We start from the raw sequence: 20,322 nt of genomic DNA, 5'->3' as shown, positions 1-20,322 counted from the left end.
CCCACATCCGGCGGGCTTTTTGTCATGCGCCTGCCGGGTTGAGCATCGACAGGCCGTCCTGGAAGGAATCTCCGGGGTAGGTCGTTGAATGCTAAGCGACAGCTAGGGCATAGCTTTGTCGGTTTCGGCCAGTTTCAAGATTGCCTGATAGACCAGCTTAGCTGAGGCGGACAGTTCCCGCCCCTTGAGGTGCAGGAGACCAAACCCTGGAAGATTGATGTCGGTGTCGATTCTGAGCGCCCGCAACATGCCGTGACGGTCATACAATTCAGCGACCGTCTGAGCGAAGATCCCAACACGGCCGCTTTCGCGAACGAGAAAAAGCGTCAGGAGTTCGGAGGACGTCGATACTATGCTCTTCGGAATGATCCCATTTCGACGGTGATAGTCTTCAACAACGTTGCGCAGGTACGACCCGGCGGGCTGAAGAGCCCAGTCTAGCCCCGTAAGGTCGCTTCCCGACACCGACTGTCTTTCCGCTAATGGATGGGTTAGAGCTACGACCATCCTGAGTGTCTCGTGGCCGAGAGGCAGGTATTCGAATTTCGCTTCGTTGAACTCCCTACCGATCCGGCACACGGCGAAATCCAACTGGCCCGCCATGATCTGGGCCAGCAGCGTGTCGCTGCTGGCAACGGTGATGTTGAAATCCAGATCCGCATATTGTTCTTGTACAGCTGTTAGGGCGGGGACGATGAAGTCCGAGGCTGGCGTCATGACCGTCCCGATCGAAACGCTTCCCCGCTTTCCGGCTGCGGCCACTTCCATGTCGTACTTGGCCCGGGCTGTGTCAGTGAGGACTGTGCGGGCATAATGCAACAGCACCTCGCCTTCGGCCGTAAAAGTCGTGCCCCGGTGCGTCCGCTCGAACAGACGGTGTCCCGCGACAATCTCAAGTTCGGACAACGTGCGTGAAAGGGACGGCTGCGAAATGCCGAACATCTCGGCTACGCTGCTGACCTTCTTCCGCTCATCGAGGGCAACCAGCATGCGGAAATGCTTCATTCTGAATGCGTCGAGGTGCAAGGTTCTTCTCCAAGGTCATGCGTTTTCGCTAAGTCTCTATGCATATTTCATATTATACTGCAGCTTCTCCATACGGTATATGCATGATCTGATCAGCGAAATGACAAGGATCTGGCATGGCCAAGGGTTCAGACGACGAGCACCCGGTTGTTCAGCGGCTTCGTTCTCGGGCGTGGTTCGACAATCCGGACAACCCCGACATGACAGCGCTTTATCTTGAGCGCTACATGAACTTCGGCCTTAGCCTGGAAGAGCTCCAGTCCGGTCGACCTATTATCGGTATCGCCCAGACGGGGTCCGATCTTTCCCCTTGCAACCGGCATCACATCGAGCTGGCAAAGCGTGTGCGCGAGGGCATTCGTGACGCCGGCGGGATTGCGATCGAATTCCCTGTCCATCCCATCCAAGAGACGGGTAAGCGGCCGACCGCTGGGCTAGACCGCAATCTTTCCTATCTGGCATTGGTCGAGGTTCTCTACGGCTATCCACTCGATGGCGTGGTGCTGACCATCGGGTGCGACAAGACGACCCCAGCCTGTCTTATGGCTGCGGCCACGGTTAACATCCCGGCCATCGCCCTTTCCGTCGGCCCAATGCTCAACGGCTGGTTTCGTGGTGAACGGACGGGTTCCGGAACGATTATCTGGAAGGCGCGGGAACTGCTGGCCAAGGGCGAAATCGACCACAAGGGCTTCCTAAAGCTTGTAGCGTCCTCCGCCCCGTCGGCGGGCTATTGCAACACAATGGGCACGGCAACGACGATGAACTCGCTGGCTGAAGCGCTCGGTATGCAGTTGCCAGGCGCAGCGGCAATTCCCGCGCCTTACCGCGACCGTCAGGAGATCTCCTATCAAACCGGACTTCGGATCGTAGAGATGGTCCATGAGGATCTGAAGCCGTCGGACATCCTAACGCGCGAGGCCTTTATCAACGCTATCCGGGTCAATTCCGCTATAGGCGGCTCGACCAATGCGCCGATTCATTTGAACGCAATCGCACGGCATGTCGGCGTCGAACTCGACATCGACGACTGGCAGACGTTCGGCGAAGAGGTGCCGCTGCTCGTCAACATGCAGCCGGCCGGCGAATACCTTGGCGAAGATTACTATCGGGCTGGCGGCGTGCCCGCGGTCATCAGTGAACTCATCAAGCACGACCTGATCGACACACGTGCGCTCACGGTCAACGGCCGCACGATCGGTGAGAACAATATGCACTCCCGAATTCAGGACGAGAAAGTCATCCGGCATTTTGAACAGCCGATGAAAGAAAGGGCTGGCTTTCGGGTGCTTCGCGGCAATCTGTTCTCGTCTGCGATTATGAAGACCAGCGTTATATCTCCAGAGTTTCGTCAACGCTACCTGTCCAACCCTTCTGACCCAGAGGCGTTTGAGGGGCGCGCTGTCGTGTTCGACGGTCCCGAGGACTACCATCGGCGGATCGACGATCCCGAGCTGCAGATCGACGCCTACACCATTTTGTTCATGCGCGGCGCGGGGCCAATTGGCTACCCGGGAGCTGCCGAGGTTGTGAATATGCGTGCGCCCGACTACCTCCTCAAGCAAGGTGTTTCCTCTCTTCCCTGCATCGGAGACGGGCGTCAGTCCGGGACGTCGGGAAGCCCGTCGATCCTGAACGCGTCTCCTGAGGCTGCCGCGGGCGGGGGGCTGGCTGTGCTCACGACGGGAGACCGCGTTCGGATCGACGTAGGTCGGGGCCTCGCCGACATCCTGATTTCCGATGAGGAGCTGGCGCGACGGCATGCAGCGAACGAAGCCGATGGCGGTTACCACTATCCCGACCATCAAACCCCTTGGCAGGAAATCCAGCGAGCCTTCGTTGGTCAGCTAGAAACGGGCGCTGTACTTGAACCAGCAATCAAGTATCAGCGCATCGCCCAGACCAAGGGCGTTCCTCGAGACAATCATTGAGGAATTTTATGGCACCGTTCAACGAGGCCGACCAACCACTGATCGAACGTGAACGACTGGTCGGTGAGCTCAAATGCGCCGTTGGCAACAGACACGTTTTGACGGGCGCGTCTGCGATGAGACGCTTCGTGCGAGGTTTCCGATACGGCGGCGGTGACGCCGTTGCGGTGGTTCGTCCAGGTAATTTGGTCGAATACTGGCGGGTCGTTCAATGTTGCGTAGCTCGAGGTGCTGTCATCATATCCCAGGCTTCCAATACCGGACTGACAGGGGGATCGACGCCTTTCGGCCACGACTACGACCGTGTGGTCGTAGTCGTGAACACAATGCGTATCAAGGGGCTGCATCTGCTCGGCGGCGGACGCCAAGTGCTGGCGTTTCCGGGCACCACCTTGAATGAATTGGAGATGGCCCTCGAGCCGCTTGGGCGCGAGCCGCATTCCGTTATCGGATCGTCCTGTCTCGGTGCTTCGGTTGTAGGCGGAATCTGCAACAATTCCGGCGGATCCCTCATCAAGCGAGGGCCGGCTTACACGGAGATGGCCCTCTACGCCCGGGTCGACGAACATGGAAAACTCCGGCTCGTCAACGATCTTGGAATCCACATCGACGGGTCGCCGATCGAAGTGCTGCAGAGGCTGGAGCGCCGTGGCTACGCAAGTGGAAACATCACTTGGGGTGGCGTTGCGTCGGACAAGGAATATCAACGCCATGTTCGTGATGTTGAAGCCTCGACGCCCGCGCGTTTCAACGCTGATAGAAGAAGGCTTCATGGGGTATCGGGGTCGGCGGGTAAGCTCGCTGTATTTGCCGTGCGCCTGGATACGTTCGAAGTGGAGAAGGCCGCCAAGGTTTACTATGTGGGCACCAACAGCCCGGCAGATCTCACCCATATCAGGCGGAGTGCCCTGGGGACCTTTGACGAGCTGCCGATGGCCGCGGAATACATCCATCGTGATGCCTTCGACGTCGCCGCCGATTATGGAAAGGACACCTACATCCTAGTCAAGTGGCTGGGTACGCGCTGCCTCCCCGTGTTGTTCGCCGCCAAGAGCAAGATCGACGCAATCGCCGAGCGGTTTTCCTTCCTCCCCAGTTCGTTGACCGATCGCGTTCTCCAGGGGGGCAGCCGGATGCTTCCCAAACATCTGCCGCGACGACTTCTCTATTTCCGGGACAAGTACGAGCACCATCTCATGCTGAAGGTCTCGGGGAGCGCCGTCGAGAGTATGGAAGCGCTGCTTTGTCAGATGTTTCCCAGCACGCGCGGCGATTTCTTTCTGTGCACGCCGGAGGAGGGAGAAGCGGCCTTCCTTCATCGATTCGCGGTGGCGGGAGCGGCGATCCGTTGCAATGCTATGCATCGCGAGGATGCCAGCGGCATTGTCGCCTTGGACATCGCGCTGCCTCGAAACAACAAGAACTGGGTAGAACACTGCCGCCCGAGACGGATGCCAAACTGCTCAAACGGCTCTATTACGGCCACTTTTTCTGCCAGGTGTTCCACCAGGACTACATCGTTAGACCCGGCTATAATTCGCTTACCGTAGAGCACGAGCTCCTCGAACTCGTGGCAGCTCGTGGTGCAAAGTATCCGGCAGAGCATAATTTCGGTCACCTATATGCCGCTCCGGAAGAGGTCGTGTCTCACTATCGATCCCTTGATCCTTGCAACTGCTTTAACCCCGGCGTCGGCCAGACGTCGCGGCGGTTGCGATGGAAGGGAAAATAGCACCAACCATTCGACAAGCACTTGGAGAAGGAAGTCATATGAAACTCGTCCGTTTCGGAGAGCAGGGGAGAGAGAAGCCCGGCCGCATCGACGCCAATGGCCAGATTCGGGATCTTTCGGGACGCATCTCCGACATCGCCGGCGCCAGCCTTGAGAGAAAGGCGCTCGCAGCGATTGCCTCAATACCGTGCGAAGAACTTCCACTCGCCCCGCAAGGCGTCCGCATCGGCCCATGCGTGGCAAGCGTCGGGAATTTTATCGCGGTCGGTCTGAACTACTCCGACCACGCGGCCGAAAGCAGCATGCCAATTCCTGCCGAACCGATCCTGTTTAACAAGGCGCCGTCCTGCATCGTCGGTCCCGACGATGCAGTCGTCATTCCCAAAGGATCGGAGAAGACCGACTGGGAAGTAGAGCTCGCCATCGTCATTGGCGAACGGGCCTCCTATGTGTCGGAAGAGAACGCGCTCGACTACGTCGCCGGTTACTGCATCTGCAACGACGTGTCCGAACGTGCCTACCAGCTCGAGCGTGGCGGCACCTGGTCCAAAGGCAAGGGCTGCCCGACCTTTGGTCCTCTCGGGCCGTGGTTGGTGACCAAGGACGAAGTCGAGGTCGGCAATCTTGCTATGACGCTCGAAGTTAACGGCGAACTGGTCCAGAATGGCTCGACTAAGACGATGATTTTCCGCGTCCCGTTTATCGTCTCCTACATATCGCAGTTCATGATGCTTATGCCGGGTGACGTAATAACGACCGGTACGCCCCCCGGCGTAGGCATGGGGTTCAAGCCTCCGCGCTACCTGAAGGCCGGGGACACGATGGAAGTGGCGATCGAAGGTCTGGGCAGGCAGCGCCAGAACGTCATTTGCGCGTAAGGAGAACACCGTGAACAATATCGATCTCAAAGACGGCGTCGTCGTCAGTACGGGGCGTACGAGATATCCATCGAGCGGCGGAGCGGGTCGTCCTATGCGGTAAGTAGCTGCCAATCCGGACGCAAAAGGAAGCGAATCAAGGAGAACGCCACCGCGCTGGCGACCGCTAATGCCGCGCTGCTGGACCTATTGACGCTGACCTTCATCGAACGCGCGACGGTCAAAGCGTGACGGCTTTCGCCGATCCGTCAGAAAACGCATCGATGGTCGTGTGGCCCGATCGGAGAAAGGCGTCCACGCTGCGGCGTTGACATTAGAACCAGTGGTAGCCGGACCGCCTACCAACAGATCTGCACTTGGGTGGGGCAGGGTGCCGCCATCTACTCTCGCAAACGAAGGGAAGAGAAATTGGGACGTTTGAATGGGAAGGTTTGTTTCGTAACAGGGGGAGGGCAGGGCATTGGCCGCAGTGTCGTCGATGCTTTCCTGGCAGAAGGAGCGAGCGTGATCGCTTCGGATATCAATCAGGAGAGCCTGAACGAATTGCCAAGTTCAGAATTCCTGAAGACGTTTCAGCTCGACGTTACCAACGGGCAGGCGATTGCGAGGGCAGGGCGCGAGTTCTCAAACGTCTCGGTACTGGTGAACTGTGCCGGATACGTTGCGACGGGTTCGATCTTACAGTGCACGGACAAGCAGCTCGACATGAGCTTCGACATCAACGTGAAGTCGATGTTCAACACGACGTCGGCTTTCCTTCCAGCCATGGTCGCACGAAAGGAAGGAAGCATCATCAACATTGCGTCCGTCGTTTCCTCAGTTATGACAGCTCCTGATCGTTTCGCCTATGCGACGACGAAGGCCGCCGTGCTGGGCCTCACCATGTCGGTCGCGCGTGACTTCATCGCGGATGGGGTGCGCTGCAATTCGATCAGTCCAGGTACCGTCGACACGCCGTCGCTGCATTCCCGGATGGCCGCAAGCGGCGACCTCGACGAGGCGCGGAAAAGATTTGTCTCGCGTCAACTCATGGGACGCCTGGGTGCCGCCGAAGAGATCGCTTCGGTGGCCTTGCTAATGGCCTCGGACGAAGCGAAGTTCATGACAGGATCGAACGTGGTGATAGACGGCGGGATGAGCCTTTGACGATCGCGATTTCTGAAAACGTTTGGGGAGATGCTCAGTGAGCAAGTTTGCAGTCGTTACGGGCGGAAGCACGGGCATCGGACGTTGCCTCGTGACCGCGATGGCAAAGGCCGGGTTCACAGTGGCGTTCAGTTATCGTTCTAGCCGGGAAGCCGCAGAACGCGTGGTGGCTGAAGTTGAGCGGGAAGGAGGAAAAGCGAAGGCAGTTCACTGCGACGTCGGGATCGGTTCGGAGGTCGCGAGATTCTATGATGACTTGGCGGCATGGTTCGGCGAGGCGCCGGACGTCCTTGTCAACAACGCCGGAATCCAGACCTGGTCCTCTCTCCTGGATTTGGAAGAGGAGTCTTGGGACAACGTCATCCGGACGAACCTGAAAGGTTGTTTCCTCAATACCAAGGCGGCCGCACGTCTCATGATCGACTCAGGCAAACCGGGCTCAATCGTCAATATCGGCTCCGGCTGCAACAAGCTCGCATTCCCGAACCTGGTTGACTACACGGCATCCAAGGGCGGCATTGAGCAGTTCACGAAGGTGTCTGCCGTGGAGCTTGGTCCACATGCCATCAGGGTGAACTGCGTCGCTCCCGGCGCGGTCAGCACGGAGCGCACCCACGAGGAAGCGGCCGACTATTCCGACAAGTGGTCGAAGATCACGCCCTTGCGGCGAGTTGGAACCCCGGAAGATATTACCGGTCCGGTTATCTTTCTCACGACGAACGCCGCTTCGTTCATCACGGGGCAGACGATCTGGGTTGACGGTGGCGTGTTCTCACAGGCGAATTGGCCGTCGTACTGAATCTACTTGGAAAGGTGCGACACGTCCCAGGACGCAAGCGCACGGGATCGCGACACAACCTGATCCCGTCGCTCGTATCCTCGGTTATGGGGTGTTCGGCACGAGGACTTCACTGAAGCAGTCGGTCCTGGGGCAGCAAGTCCCCTCCAACAGCGTCCGCTTCGCGAGCAGCAACTGTACGTACCACATCGATGAAGTCTTCCACGTTGGCACTGGCCTTTTCTCCACGGCGCGTGATGATCCCGAGTGGTCCGAGTTGGTTCGGCAGGTCGACCGGCAGACGAACGAAACAGCCGCTACCAACCCCTTCCTGTAAGATGGACTTTGGGAGGCAGGCGATCATCCCGGCTTCGCGCACGAGATGGAGTGTGGCGAAGACCGAAGTGGTCTCGACGAAGTTTTCGAGGCCGCCAACCCCGGCTTCCCGAAAAGCGGACTCGAGCAGACAGCACATCGGACTCGTCTTTCGCTGCAATACCCACGGCAGAGTTGCGGTCTCAGCCAGTGTGAGATCCGATCGTCCGGCAAGTGGATGGCCACGCTCAGCGAAAATCCAAAGCTCTTCCCTGGCGAGTGGTTCAAGATCAAAGGCGAGGGCGTTGCTTGGCTCGGTAAAGCGGCCGATCGCCATCGAAATTTCTTGCCGCTCCAGGGCATTGAGCAGGATGTCACTCGTTGCGGCCAGCAACTGGATCGTCATGAGAGGTCGTCGCCGCTTGAGTTCAGCAATTGCCTTTGGCAAAAGACCCGGAGTTGTCGCCATGATTGCTCCGATCGACAAGGCGCCGAAGCCACCTGCTTTCAAATTATCGAGTGCATCGGAAAAGCGGCCAGTCTCAGCCAGTGTGCGTGCCGCATAGTCGGCAACGAAGGCTCCGATATCTGTAGGGGTCATGCCGCGCGCTCCGCGCTCGAAAAGACGAACGCCAAGGAAGCCTTCGGCATCCTGCAGGATTTTTGTGGCTGCGGGCTGCGTCATGTTCATTTCTGCGGCCACTCGATGAAGGCTACCTCCCCGCGCGATCAAGTCGATAAGCCGCAGATGCTTGAAACGCAGGCGATTGGTCAATGGAATCAGGAGGGAAGCGTTCTTCATAAGTGATAACCTAACGGAATAGCGCAAATCCATAGTTTCATTATTAAGTTATCGCATCGTGCAATAGGGTCAAGTTGGTCAGTTCGAAGGGGAGGAGCGGCCTTCATGAAACTTGTGCGATACGGAACCGCGGGCCGTGAGCGTCCTGCGGCTCTCGATGACCAAAATATCCTGCGTGATCTATCGGGCATCCTGCCCGACATCGCGGGCGATGCGTTACTGCCGGACAGTCTCGCGACACTTTCAACTCTCGATCTATCTTTGTTGCCAATCGTGGAAAGACCACATCGTATCGGGCCCTGCGTGGGCAAGGTCGGGAAGTTCGTCTGCATCGGTCTCAATTATAGTGATCATGCTGCAGAGTCCGGCATGGCAATACCCGAAGAGCCCGTAATCTTCATGAAACCGACGAGTTGCATCGTCGGCCCCTATGACGATGTCGAAATTCCTCGTGCCTCTGAAAAGACCGACTGGGAAGTTGAACTTGGTATCGTCATAGGCAAAGTAGCCAAATATGTCCCGATCGAGCGGGCATATGAGCATGTTGCTGGCTACTGCGTGGTTAACGACATTTCAGAGCGCCATTTCCAGCTGGAGCGTGGTGGGCAATGGGATAAGGGGAAAGGTTGCGACACCTTCGGTCCGATTGGGCCTTGGCTTGTTACGACCGACGAAATCCCCGATCCACATGTGCTCGACATGTGGCTAGAGGTGGATGGCAAGCGCTATCAGAATGGCTCGACCCGCACCATGATCTTCGACGTCCCGACCATTGTGTCCTACGTCAGCCAGTTCATGAGCTTGCATCCAGGGGACATCATCTCGACCGGGACGCCGCCCGGCGTCGGCCTCGGTCAGAACCCGCCAGTCTTTCTGAAGGCAGGCCAGACCATGTGTCTGTCGATATCGGGCCTTGGGGAGCAGAAGCAAACCACGGTTGCAGCACATAGAACGGAATTGGTCCCATGAACGTACTTGATCTCAGCGGGCGGGTAGCCATCATCACCGGGGGGGCTCGTGGAATCGGCTACGCCACCGCCGAGCGCATGCTTGGCTCATTCGCTTCGGTCGCCCTGTGGGACATAGATGCCGCGCGCCTCGACGAGGCGGCCGCGATGCTGGGAACACTTGGCACGGTGTCCACCCATGTCGTGGAACTGACTGACGCGGCCTCGGTCGCGGCCGCAACTGACGCGACCGTAAGCAGGCACGGGAAGATCGACATCCTGGTGAACAATGCCGGCATTACTGGCGGCAATGGTAAGCTATGGGAGCTGGAAACCGAAATCTGGCACCGTGTGATTGAGGTCAATCTCATGGGGCCATTCCTAACCTGCAAGGCAGTGGTGCCACATCTTTTGAGGAATGGCTGGGGCCGGATCATCAACGTCGCATCGATCGCCGGGAAAGAGGGAAACCCGAACGCTTCGCATTACTCCGCATCAAAGGCGGGTCTAATCGGGCTGACCAAGTCGCTTGGCAAGGAACTGGCCACGAGCAACGTCCTGGTCAACGCAGTCACCCCAGCGGCTGCGATGACCGAGATCTTCGAGCAAATGTCGCAGGAGCACATCGAGTTCATGCGATCAAAGATTCCGATGAATCGCTTCCTCGCAGTCGAGGAAGCTGCAGCCCTGATTGGATGGCTGTCCTCGAATGACTGCGCCTTCTCCACGGGCGCAGTGTTCGACATTTCCGGCGGTCGCGCCGTCTACTGAAACCATTTTTGGCGACGCACAGCGCGCCGTACACATTGAGGAAGAAGATCGTCGGCTGCCGTTTTCCGGCCGCTAAGACGACAGTTTGTCCACGTCCTGGGGAGGATCCCACATGCCAACTATCTCGCCAGCGCTTTCGGCGACCATTAACAAGGTCACCAAGCGGCTGCTCCCATTTCTGTTATTAATGTACGTACTTGCCTTTCTGGATCGAGCCAACATTGGTTTCGCCAAGAAGGCATTTCAGGTCGATACAGGCATTTCGGATGCGGCGTTCGCCTTCGGCGCTAGCCTTTTTTTTCTTGGCTACGCGCTTTTTGAGGTTCCATCCAACCTCCTAATGCATCGTATCGGTGCACGCATCTGGATGGCGCGCATCATGGTGACCTGGGGCCTCATCTCGGCCGCGATGATGTTCGCGCACGACGAAACGACCTTCTATATCTTGCGCGTTTTGCTCGGCATCGCTGAAGCGGGGTTTTTCCCGGGCGTCATCCTCTACCTTACCTACTGGTTCCCCTCCAGCGCGCGCGGACGGGCCATGGGCTTGTTTTACTTCGGCGCCCCGCTGGCTTTTATTTTCGGCTCGCCGTTGTCTGGTCTGCTGCTTGAGTTCCAGGGATGGGGCGGGCTGCATGGCTGGCAATGGATGTTCATGGTTGAGGGACTGCTTGCCTCGGTGGTTGGTGTCTGGGCCTATTTTTACCTCGATAACAAGCCGGCCGATGCCAAGTGGCTCACGGACGCCGAGAAGGAGACACTTTCCGCTGCCCTTTCAGCCGAGGACAATGTTAAGCAGGTACATGGTCCATCCGGCACGCTCGGCGCGCTTAAGGACAGTCGGGTACTCTATTTCGCCCTTATCTACTTCTTGATCCAGATGAGTGTATACGGCGTGGTTTTCTACCTGCCGACCCAGGTCGCGAACCTACTCGGCACCAAAGTTGGGCTCACTGTCGGTCTCGTCACCGCGATCCCATGGATCTGCGCCATTCTGGCTACCTATGTGCTGCCGCGTTGGTCCGACCATACAGGCGAACGTGGGTTGTTTGCAGGCGGTATACTGGTGGTTTGCGCAATTGGTATCGCCGCATCTGTAGCCTCGAGCTCGCCGCTATTATCAATGATCGCGCTTTGCTTCGCGGCAGCGGGCTTTATCTCCGTGCAACCGATCTTTTGGACCCTGCCAACCGGTTATCTCGGCGGCGTGGCGGCGGCAGGCGGCATCGCGCTGATCAACTCGCTCGGTTCACTCGGCGGCTTCGTCGCTCCGAACGTCAAGACATGGGCGGAGGCCACCTTCGTTTCATCCTCTGCAGGGCTTTATCTACTGGCCGGAACCACCTTGATCGGTGCGCTACTTCTGTTTGCGCTGGCAGCGGTTCGGGTCGGCCGCGGCGCAGAAGTGCGCGGAGGTCTATAGCGGCTCGCCCTCTTTTCTACGGCGATCATCGCGGTCGCCGTAGGTTTTTTCATTTGCTGGAGCTAGAAACCTCATGTCCATGCCGACAATAAAAGCTGTACGCGCCTATACCGTCCGCGGCGGCGGCGCAGACTATCACGATCAGGGCGAGGGGCACTGGATCGACGACCACATCGGCACGCCGATGGGTAAGTATCCCGAATTCCGACAGAGCCGGCGCAGTTTCGGTATCAACGTCCTTGGTACTTTGGTGGTCGAAGTAGAGGCTTCTGATGGCACGATCGGCTTTGCGGTCACCACCGCTGGCGAAATTGGCGCCTTCATCGTCGAGAAGCACCTCGCTCGCTTCCTCATAGGCCGCAAGGTCACCGAGATCGAGAGAATCTGGGACCAGATGTATTTCGCAACACAATTCTATGGACGAAAGGGTGTGGTGTTGAACACCATCTCGGGCGTCGACCTTGCATTGTGGGACCTACTGGCGAAGTTGCGCGGAGAACCGGTGCATGCACTCCTTGGCGGCCCGGTGCGTGACGAGCTACAATTCTACGCCACCGGCGCGCGACCCGACCTTGCCAAGGAGATGGGGTTCATCGGCGGCAAGATGCCGCTTCATCACGTTCCGGCAGAGGGCGAAGTGGGATTTAGGAAGAATATAGAGGAGCTCGCCACAATGCGGGAGCGTTGCGGCGACGACTTCTGGCTGATGTTCGACTGCTGGATGAGCCTTGACGTCAACTATGCAACGCGCCTCGCTCACGAAGCTCACACTTATGGCTTGAAATGGGTCGAAGAATGCCTCTCGCCGGACGACTATTGGGGATATGCCCAGCTCAGGAAGAACCTGCCCCAGGGAATGTTGCTAACCACGGGAGAGCATGAAGCGACACGCTGGGGCTTCCGTATGCTTCTGGAAATGGGGTGCTGCGATGTTATCCAACCCGATGTGAACTGGTGCGGTGGGCTGACGGAACTCATGAAGATCTCAGCCCTCGCTGATGCACATTCCGCACTGGTAGTACCTCACGGCTCGTCTGTTTACAGCTATCACTTCGTGATTACCCGGCAGAACTCTCCCTTTGCTGAATTCCTGATGATGCATCCGGTACCCGATCAGGTGGTGCCCATGTTCACGCCATTGTTGCTCGACGAACCCGTGCCGTTGAACGGACGAATGAAAGCAAGCGCACTCGACAAACCTGGCTTCGGCGTGCGGTTGAACCCCGAAGTTAAGCTGCATCGTCCTTATCCCAACGACTGATCGATGCCTGTCGCAAACAGTATGAAGATCGAACGCGCTGTCCGATCGCCTGGAAGCTCGTCAGGGAGCGGACGACAGACCGTTCGATCATTGCGTGGCCGCGGGTTCGGTGCGCAACGGATAACCTCAAACCGGACGACAACATCATCTGGGGAACGGACGGTCGACCAACCACAGCGCTGTGGCGTCAGCTGGCTCTTGTCTTTGCCAACATTCGATCAAACACCACGCGACGTCAGACGGAGTCGTGCTTCCGTCGCCGAGGCATTTTTGCCTGCATGCAAACCGACGCAGGGCGATATGCGTTGGCCTTGGCATACTTGACTGGTCGAGGGAAGAGAAAGCCTGAGTGAGGTCTGCGGGCAGCATTTGCCGCGGATCGTGTAGATGACGGAATAAGTTGGAAAAAGCGTTGAAGTGGGAAGCCACAAAATCGGAAGAGCGCGTGGTCGGGGCAAATTGGCGTGACCGAAGCTAGCCTCGGTCCCGTTTTGGCAAGCTGATCCAGTGCCGGTCCGGCGTTATCGTTGATAGTCGCGAAGTTCAGGAGGCGTATTCGAAATCTTTAAAAGCAGAAGGTCTATGAAGGCCCGCTCAGCACGGTTTAGCTTGGCATCGGGGTTCCATACAACGTTGATCTCAATCTGAGGCAAGCCACTGTAAGGTGGTAACTGCCACAGAAATCCACCCTCCACGTCAAGTCTTGCGACGTGGACGGGCAAAGGCCCGATACCGACGCCAGCGCAAATCATGCGCTTTATTTCTTCCAGATTCGGAGAGCTGCCGACGAGGTGATCCGAGAGACCCAGTTCCGCTCGCATCAGGGTCACTGGTCGCAAGGCCTCATTCATCTGATCGGTAACGAAACTTATTGAGGGTTGTCCCTTTAGCTCCGCTCTATCTATGTCTTCTCTACCGAAGAGGGGGTGAAATCGCCCGCAGAATATCCCAAAGTATTCCGTAAACATATGGGCATATTGAAGTTTTGCCTGTTGGACGTGAGCAAGACAAATGCCGACGGAGGCGCTGCGCTCGACGAGTCTTGCCTGAACCTGCCGACTTGCCATGACCTCAATCTCAATTGTTGCCAGCGGGTAGGTACAACAAAAGTCGCGCAGGCATTCATCCAGCATCGGCGTCACGACGTGGCTTGCGATCACAAGCCGGACGTGCCCCTTTACAACATCGGTCACGTCGCGAAGCACCGTCGCCAGACGAAGAACGGAGCCTCGGATCTCAATTGCTTCGGTATAAAGCTGACATCCGGCCTCAGTAAGGGCGAACGTGCCGGGACCTCGATCTATCAGTTTTTTGCCAACTTGACCCTCGAGCCGTTTCAGCGCTGCGCTTACCGATGGTTGGCTAAGTCGCATGGCTTCAGCCGTCTTAGAAATCCCGCCCGCCTGAACAATTGCAACGAAGGTGCGAAGCAGATTCCAATCCAGCTCGTGAAGAAACCTTTCAGGATCTATTAGTGGCGTGCGGCCCATCTTCTAAAGCGTTCCGAATACATGGATTAAGTCGCATAGCGTGCGATCGCGTTTAACCGAGCAACTGGGAAGACGCAACCAATATAGCAAGGCTTGCCGCCTGCACCACCTCGATGATCCGCTCTGCGGCCCAAAGCTAGTTGGATCAATCCGCAGAAGGCGCAGGCTGGTTCGCCGGCAATGTCCCAACCACCTGTCGCGGCAGTCTTCGAAAAGGGCGCAGCTACGAAGAGTGCGCCAAGCCCTCGGCGCAACGGCTGCATTTGAAAGCTCCGACGATGCCTCGAGCGGTGATGAATTGACGCGCAAACCAACGCGCTTCGAATGTGCATAGACAAAGATCCAGCCGCTGCTTGTCGCCTTTGGACCGGGAGCGCCGCTTGGAATATGAACTTCAAGTCCGTGCGGAAGTGGCCGTGTAATGAGGGGCAGTATAAACTATAATCGATATTTGATTTAACTATTGGACGGCTTTTAGTGAATTCACTATCCTTCGTGAAAATACAACTAGCGGACGTGCATAGAAAACTGGAGATATTTTCTCCAGAGATATTCTGCACACGGTAACTAGTCACAATAACAAAGAGGGGTATTCAATGAGAAATTGCATCAAGTATACACTGGGTTTGCTTGGCGTTTTGGGCGTCGCCTTGACGTCGATTGCCCATGCTCAGGAGACGCCGATCAAGGGTGGCACGCTCAACATGATACTCCAGCCCGAGCCGCCTACGCTTATGCTGGGACTTAATACCCAAGGGCCGACGATTTTCGCCGGCGGGCAAATCTACCAGAGCCTTCTAAGCTATACCAAGGATTTGGCACCTGAGCCGTCGTTGGCAAAATCGTGGCTGGTGTCCGGTGACGGCCTTACATACACTTTCACTCTTCAGGACAATGTTAGATGGCATGACGGGAAGCCCTTTACAGCCGATGACGTCGTCTTCACTGCCGACAAGTTCCTGCGCAAATCTCATCCACGCTGGCGCTATATCGCCAACACCTATATCGAAACGATCACCGCATCCGCCGCCAACCAAGTCGTCTTCAAGTTGAAGAAACCGTTCTCGGCCTTCCTTTATGCGTTCGAGATCAGTTCCTTCCCCGTTGTCCCGAAGCATATCTATGACGGCACAGACTACGCCAGCAATGCGGCCAACCAGACGCCGATCGGTACCGGGCCTTTCAAATTCAAGGAATGGCAGCGAGGCTCGTACGTCCATCTCGTGAAAAACGAAAACTATTGGAAACCGGGCAAGCCGCTGCTCGATGATATCTATTTCCGCGTCATACCCGATTCAGCCTCCCGCGCAGTTGCATTTGAGCAGGGCACCGTCGATGTTCTGCGCGGCGGCGATGTCGAAGGCTTCGAAGTCAGGCGTCTTTCAAAGCTTGAGAACGTTGACACGACGACGAACGGCTGGGAGATGTATTCTCCTCTCTCGTTTATGATAATGAATCTGCGCAAGGCGCCGTTCGACAACAAACTCGTGCGCCAAGCTGTCATGCATGCCATCGATCGGAATTTCATTGCCAAGGCTGTCTTCTTTGGTCAGGGCATTCCTGCCACCGGTCCCCTGGCATCGACAACCCAGTTCTACACCGAAAACACTTCCACCTATCCATTTGACATCGAGCAGGCCAAGGCGCTGATTGCCGAATCCGGCGTCAATGTCGCTGCCGAGCCGATCCGGCTGATGCCGATGCCTTACGGCTCACATTGGGACCGCCTCGCCGAATACATGAAGGAGCAGCTTGAGCAAATCGGTTTCAAAGTCACTATTCAATCAGTTGATGCTGGCGGGTGGTCGCAGGCGCTGTCTGACTGGAACTTCGACATCTCCTTCAATTTCACCTACCAGTACGGCCATCCGGCGCTCGGCGTAGCGCGTCATTACCTTTCCGCCAACATCATCAAGGGAACGCCCTTTGCCAACAATGAGGGCTATTCCAACCCGAAGGTTGACGAGTTGCTTGCCGAGGGTGCGTCTGCCGTCAAGTCGGAGGATGCAGAGGCTGCCTATGCGGAAATGCAGAAGATTACCACTGACGATGTCGCACTCGGCTGGCTCATCGAAATAAAGAACACCACGATCAGCAAGTCGAAGGTCAAAGGCCTTGTGCGCTCGGCAATCGGCCTCAATGAGGCGCTGGAAGAGGCGTGGATCGCAAAGTAGCGCCCCATCGCATCGACGAAGGCCGCCCCGTGCTGTTTTCGCCTCATCTCCCGCACCGGTCCTTGCCGGATTTTTGTCGGCCTTTAATAGGCCAGGAGAAACGACTTGAACAGATTAGGTTTTTTCCTTCAAAGATTGACGAAGGCGGTCTTTGTCGTTCTGGGGGTGGTCGTCCTGAACTTCCTCCTCATCCATCTGGCGCCCGGTGATCCGGCAGCGGTGCTGGCGGGCGAGGCCGGTGCGGGTGACGAGAAATACCTCATTCAGCTGCGCACGCAGTTCGGCCTCGACCAGCCCCTCTATTGGCAATTGTGGGCATATCTGAAAGGAGTTCTTAGCGGCGATCTCGGATACTCCTATCGCAACCAACTGCCCGTGGCTCAGCTTGTTTTCGAACGGCTGCCGGCGACCCTGCTTCTAACTGGGTGCGCCTTCATCTTTTCTCTAGCCCTCGGCATCATCCTCGGTATCACCGCTGCCTATCGCCGCGGCAGCGCTGCCGATGCGCTGATCATGACCAGTGCCCTGATCTTCTACGCGACGCCTTTATTCTGGGTTGCCCTGATGGCGGTGCTGGTGTTTTCCATCAATCTCGGCTGGCTACCGCCCTTCAATATGGAGAGCATCGGCGCGAACTACACGGGTTGGGCCCGTGTCGTCGATATCGCCCACCATCTGGTGTTGCCGACGGTGACGCTCGGGCTGTTTTTCACGGCAGTTTATACGCGCCTGACCCGCGCTTCGATGCTCGAAGTGATGAACCTCGATTTCATCAAAACGGCGCGTGCCAAAGGCGTCCCCAAGGCACGTATCATTCGCCGACATGTCCTGCGCAACGCCATTCTGCCGGTCTTCACCTTTGCCAGCATACAAGTCGGTCAGCTTGTCGGCGGCGCTGTCCTTACCGAAACCGTATTTGCTTGGCCCGGTATCGGGCGCCTCATGTTCGATGCATTGCTCCAGCGCGACTATCCGGTCCTGCTAGGCGTTTTCCTGGTCACGGCCGCGGTCGTCGTCATCGTCAATCTCGCTTCCGATCTGCTCTACCGGTTTGTCGATCCCCGCATCGATGCGACCAGCTGAGGTGAAACCCATGAATTTCTTTAAACGTTATGCGAGCAATCTCGGCGCCCTCATCGGCCTCATCGTTCTGACCCTCTTCGTTTTCGTGGCACTTTTCGCGGATGTTCTGTTTCCCGTTAGCCCTTGGCAAAGCGTCGGCGATCCCATGCTTGCTCCGCTGGAGGACTCCGCCTTCCTGCTAGGGACCGATATGCTTGGACGGGACATTGCTGCTGGGCTTGCATATGGCACGCGCGTTTCGCTCCTCATCGGAGTTGTGTCGACGGCAGTTGCGGTTGCTATGGGTGTATCAATCGGTGCAACAGCCGGCTTTTATGGAGGTCGGGTCGACGACATCTTGATGCGCTTGACCGAATTCTTCCAGACCATACCGGCGCTCGCTATGGCGATCGTACTCGTGGCAATCTTCAACCCCTCGATCACCTCAATCACCATTGCAATCGCCGTTGTCGCATGGCCACCGGTAGCGCGCCTGGTGCGCGCCGAGTTCTTGAGCATACGTTCGCGGGAGTACGTTCAGGCGGCCATCGTCATTGGCCAGACGGGACCGCGCATCATGCTAACGCAGATACTACCCAACGCCATCTCGCCGATAATCGTGACAGCATCACTGATGGTTGCGACCGCAATCCTTACAGAAAGCTCACTATCCTTCCTAGGCCTTGGCGACCGGAACCTGATGAGCTGGGGCTTCATGATTGGCGCTGCCCGCACCATGCTGCGCGAGGCTTGGTGGATGAGCGTCTTCCCGGGGCTTGCAATCCTTCTGACGGTACTGGCCATCAACCTGATCGGCGAAGGCTTAAACGATGCGATGAACCCGCATTTGCGGGGCCGAAAGGGCTAATATGAGCATGGGACACCCTCTTCTTCTTAGCGTGCAGGGCTTATCCATTCCCCTGCCGAAGAATCTCGACAGGGAATTCGCGGTCGAAAAAGTCTCCTACGACCTCAATGCCGGAGAAATCCTCTGCGTCGTCGGCGAATCCGGCTCTGGCAAGTCCATGGCGGCAAATGCCATAATGGGACTTCTTCCGAGCTACATGAAACCGTCGTCCGGTCGTATCCTCTTTCGCGGCGAGGATCTGCTGGCGATGAGTGAACCCACCCTTCAGCGCGAACGCGGCCGTTCAATTGCAATGATATTCCAGGAACCGCTCTCGGCACTTAACCCACTGATGACAGTGGGCGACCAGATTTCCGAGGTCATGGAGGTTCACAATGTTGGCAACACCGCATACCGCGAAAATCGTGTGCTTGAACTACTTGATTATGTCGGCCTTCCAGCGCCAGCCACTCTGCGCGGTGCTTATCCGTTCCGCTTGTCGGGCGGTCAGCGCCAGCGTGTCATGATCGCCATGGCGCTGGCGCTGGAACCTGCACTGCTGATCGCCGACGAGCCGACGACCGCGCTCGACGTGACGACGCAAGCCCAAATCCTCGACCTCATCCGAGGCATCCAGCGCGCCAAAGGGATGGGTGTGCTGTTCGTCACCCATGATTTTGGTGTGGTGGCGGATATCGCCGACCGGGTGGTCGTAATGGAATGCGGACAGGTGGTAGAACATGGTACCGCTGACGCTGTCCTCAATCGCCCGCAACATCCCTATACTCAAAGACTGATCGCGGCAGTTCCGCACCGCGAAGCGCCCCAAAAAGGACCGGTCGCCCATGATGGCCCTCCGTTGCTGGAAGTGCGTTCGCTTAGGAAAAGCTATCGCACCGGTGGCGGCATGTTTTCAAAGCCGCGCGTCGTGGATGCAATCAAGGATCTGAGCCTGACGCTGCATCGCGGTGAAACCCTTGGCATCGTTGGCGAGTCTGGCTGCGGAAAGTCGACGCTCGGGCGCTGCCTCTTGAAGCTGACGAACATTGACGGCGGAGAAGTCCTGTTTCGCGGGCAGAATATCGCACCGCTGTCGGCCGGTGCCTTCCGACCGCTGCGTCGCCAGATCCAGATGGTATTTCAGGATCCCTTTGCGTCACTCAATCCGCGCCACACCATAGGTAGAACCCTGACTGATGGTCCAATTGCTAATGGTGTACCGTTTGCTAGCGCCGAGAGGAAGGCGCGAGATTTGCTAACGCTGGTGGGGCTCAACCCCTCCGCGTTCGACCGTTATCCAAACGAGTTTTCGGGCGGCCAGCGGCAGCGGGTCGGCATCGCTCGCGCGCTTGCGCTAGAGCCCGAACTGCTGATTGCAGACGAAAGCGTCTCGGCGCTCGATGTGTCGGTGCAGGCGCAAGTACTCGCTTTGATTAAGGACCTGCAGAAACGGCTGGGGATCGCCATACTGTTCATCACCCACGATTTGAGGGTAGCAGCTCAGATTTGCGACCGGATTGCCGTACTTTACCAAGGCGAGGTTGCCGAAAGCGGCCCGTCGGGCCGCATTCTCGATGCGCCTCAACACCCCTATACGCAACGCTTAATCGCTTCGATCCCGGGATTGCACTGGAACCCGCGCGAAGCCGTCAAGGAATTTACCAAGTAAAATCTGCAGCTTCTATTGGTTTAGGTTGCGCCAGATGCTGTCGAAACACTGAGCAGCCACCACGCCATCT

Annotated in this window: 15 protein-coding genes and 1 pseudogene; 13 read left to right on the top strand and 3 right to left on the bottom strand. The window is 57.3% G+C overall.

The features are described 5' to 3' along the window. Nucleotides 1–102 precede the first annotated feature (102 nt). The gene (locus tag IB279_RS28945) at nt 103–1,026 is read right to left on the bottom strand and encodes a LysR family transcriptional regulator (RefSeq protein WP_192340170.1); all 924 of its coding nucleotides are present in this window, start codon (nt 1,024–1,026) and stop codon (nt 103–105) included. A gap of 116 nt (nt 1,027–1,142) precedes the next feature. On the opposite strand from IB279_RS28945, the gene IB279_RS28940 reads away from it, so the two are divergent. The 5 genes and pseudogenes from IB279_RS28940 (at nt 1,143) to IB279_RS28920 (ending at nt 7,512) form a co-directional block, all read left to right on the top strand. Beyond that, nucleotides 1,143–2,957 carry an IlvD/Edd family dehydratase gene (locus tag IB279_RS28940; RefSeq protein WP_192340168.1) on the top strand — a complete coding sequence of 605 codons (1,815 nt, stop codon included), beginning with the start codon at nt 1,143–1,145 and terminating at the stop codon, nt 2,955–2,957. Between the two features lie 8 nt (nt 2,958–2,965). After that, nucleotides 2,966–4,689 (top strand): annotated as a pseudogene (gene dld, locus IB279_RS28935) (D-lactate dehydrogenase). Between the two features lie 38 nt (nt 4,690–4,727). Continuing rightward, on the top strand, nt 4,728–5,567 hold the full coding sequence (locus IB279_RS28930) for a fumarylacetoacetate hydrolase family protein (RefSeq protein ID WP_192340376.1): 840 nt from the start codon (nt 4,728–4,730) through the stop codon (nt 5,565–5,567). A gap of 408 nt (nt 5,568–5,975) precedes the next feature. Beyond that, nucleotides 5,976–6,713, top strand: coding sequence for an SDR family oxidoreductase (locus IB279_RS28925; protein WP_192340166.1), 738 nt, complete (start codon nt 5,976–5,978; stop codon nt 6,711–6,713). Nucleotides 6,714–6,750: 37 nt separating this feature from the next. Beyond that, nucleotides 6,751–7,512 carry an SDR family NAD(P)-dependent oxidoreductase gene (locus IB279_RS28920; protein WP_192340164.1) on the top strand — a complete coding sequence of 254 codons (762 nt, stop codon included), beginning with the start codon at nt 6,751–6,753 and terminating at the stop codon, nt 7,510–7,512. Nucleotides 7,513–7,621: 109 nt separating this feature from the next. Here IB279_RS28920 and IB279_RS28915 read toward each other — a convergent pair whose 3' ends face one another. Continuing rightward, complete coding sequence (locus tag IB279_RS28915) at nt 7,622–8,608, bottom strand: LysR family transcriptional regulator (protein WP_192340162.1); 987 nt, start codon at nt 8,606–8,608, stop codon at nt 7,622–7,624. Between the two features lie 105 nt (nt 8,609–8,713). Here IB279_RS28915 and IB279_RS28910 point away from each other — a divergent pair, with 105 nt between their 5' ends. The 4 genes from IB279_RS28910 (at nt 8,714) to rhmD (ending at nt 13,010) form a co-directional block, all read left to right on the top strand. Further along, the gene (locus IB279_RS28910; RefSeq protein WP_192340160.1) at nt 8,714–9,577 is read left to right on the top strand and encodes a fumarylacetoacetate hydrolase family protein; all 864 of its coding nucleotides are present in this window, start codon (nt 8,714–8,716) and stop codon (nt 9,575–9,577) included. After that, nucleotides 9,574–10,326, top strand: a complete 753-nt coding sequence (locus IB279_RS28905; protein ID WP_192340157.1) for an SDR family NAD(P)-dependent oxidoreductase — start codon at nt 9,574–9,576, stop codon at nt 10,324–10,326. The genes IB279_RS28910 and IB279_RS28905 overlap by 4 nt, the downstream gene beginning before the upstream one ends. Before the next feature lie 112 nt (nt 10,327–10,438). Further along, complete coding sequence (locus IB279_RS28900) at nt 10,439–11,749, top strand: MFS transporter (RefSeq protein ID WP_192340156.1); 1,311 nt, start codon at nt 10,439–10,441, stop codon at nt 11,747–11,749. A 73-nt stretch (nt 11,750–11,822) separates the two neighbouring features. Beyond that, nucleotides 11,823–13,010: an L-rhamnonate dehydratase gene (rhmD, locus tag IB279_RS28895; RefSeq protein ID WP_192340154.1), complete on the top strand. Its 1,188-nt coding sequence runs from the start codon at nt 11,823–11,825 to the stop codon at nt 13,008–13,010. Between the two features lie 521 nt (nt 13,011–13,531). Here rhmD and IB279_RS28890 read toward each other — a convergent pair. Beyond that, complete coding sequence (locus IB279_RS28890) at nt 13,532–14,500, bottom strand: LysR family transcriptional regulator (protein ID WP_192340152.1); 969 nt, start codon at nt 14,498–14,500, stop codon at nt 13,532–13,534. A gap of 596 nt (nt 14,501–15,096) precedes the next feature. Between IB279_RS28890 and IB279_RS28885 the strand changes: the two genes are divergently transcribed. The 4 genes from IB279_RS28885 (at nt 15,097) to IB279_RS28870 (ending at nt 20,252) form a co-directional block, all read left to right on the top strand. After that, a complete protein-coding gene (locus tag IB279_RS28885) occupies nt 15,097–16,674 on the top strand; it encodes an ABC transporter substrate-binding protein (RefSeq protein ID WP_192340150.1) in 1,578 nt (525 codons plus the stop codon). A gap of 105 nt (nt 16,675–16,779) precedes the next feature. Further along, nucleotides 16,780–17,757: an ABC transporter permease gene (locus tag IB279_RS28880; protein WP_192340148.1), complete on the top strand. Its 978-nt coding sequence runs from the start codon at nt 16,780–16,782 to the stop codon at nt 17,755–17,757. Between the two features lie 10 nt (nt 17,758–17,767). Beyond that, on the top strand, nt 17,768–18,604 hold the full coding sequence (locus IB279_RS28875) for an ABC transporter permease (RefSeq protein WP_192340374.1): 837 nt from the start codon (nt 17,768–17,770) through the stop codon (nt 18,602–18,604). Between the two features lie 7 nt (nt 18,605–18,611). Beyond that, nucleotides 18,612–20,252 carry an ABC transporter ATP-binding protein gene (locus IB279_RS28870; RefSeq protein ID WP_375292964.1) on the top strand — a complete coding sequence of 547 codons (1,641 nt, stop codon included), beginning with the start codon at nt 18,612–18,614 and terminating at the stop codon, nt 20,250–20,252. Nucleotides 20,253–20,322 lie beyond the last annotated feature (70 nt).

The sequence above is a fragment of the Ensifer sp. ENS06 genome (assembly GCF_014852205.1).
Classification (GTDB): domain Bacteria; phylum Pseudomonadota; class Alphaproteobacteria; order Rhizobiales; family Rhizobiaceae; genus Ensifer; species Ensifer adhaerens.
This window is presented reverse-complemented; position numbering and strand designations above follow the sequence as displayed.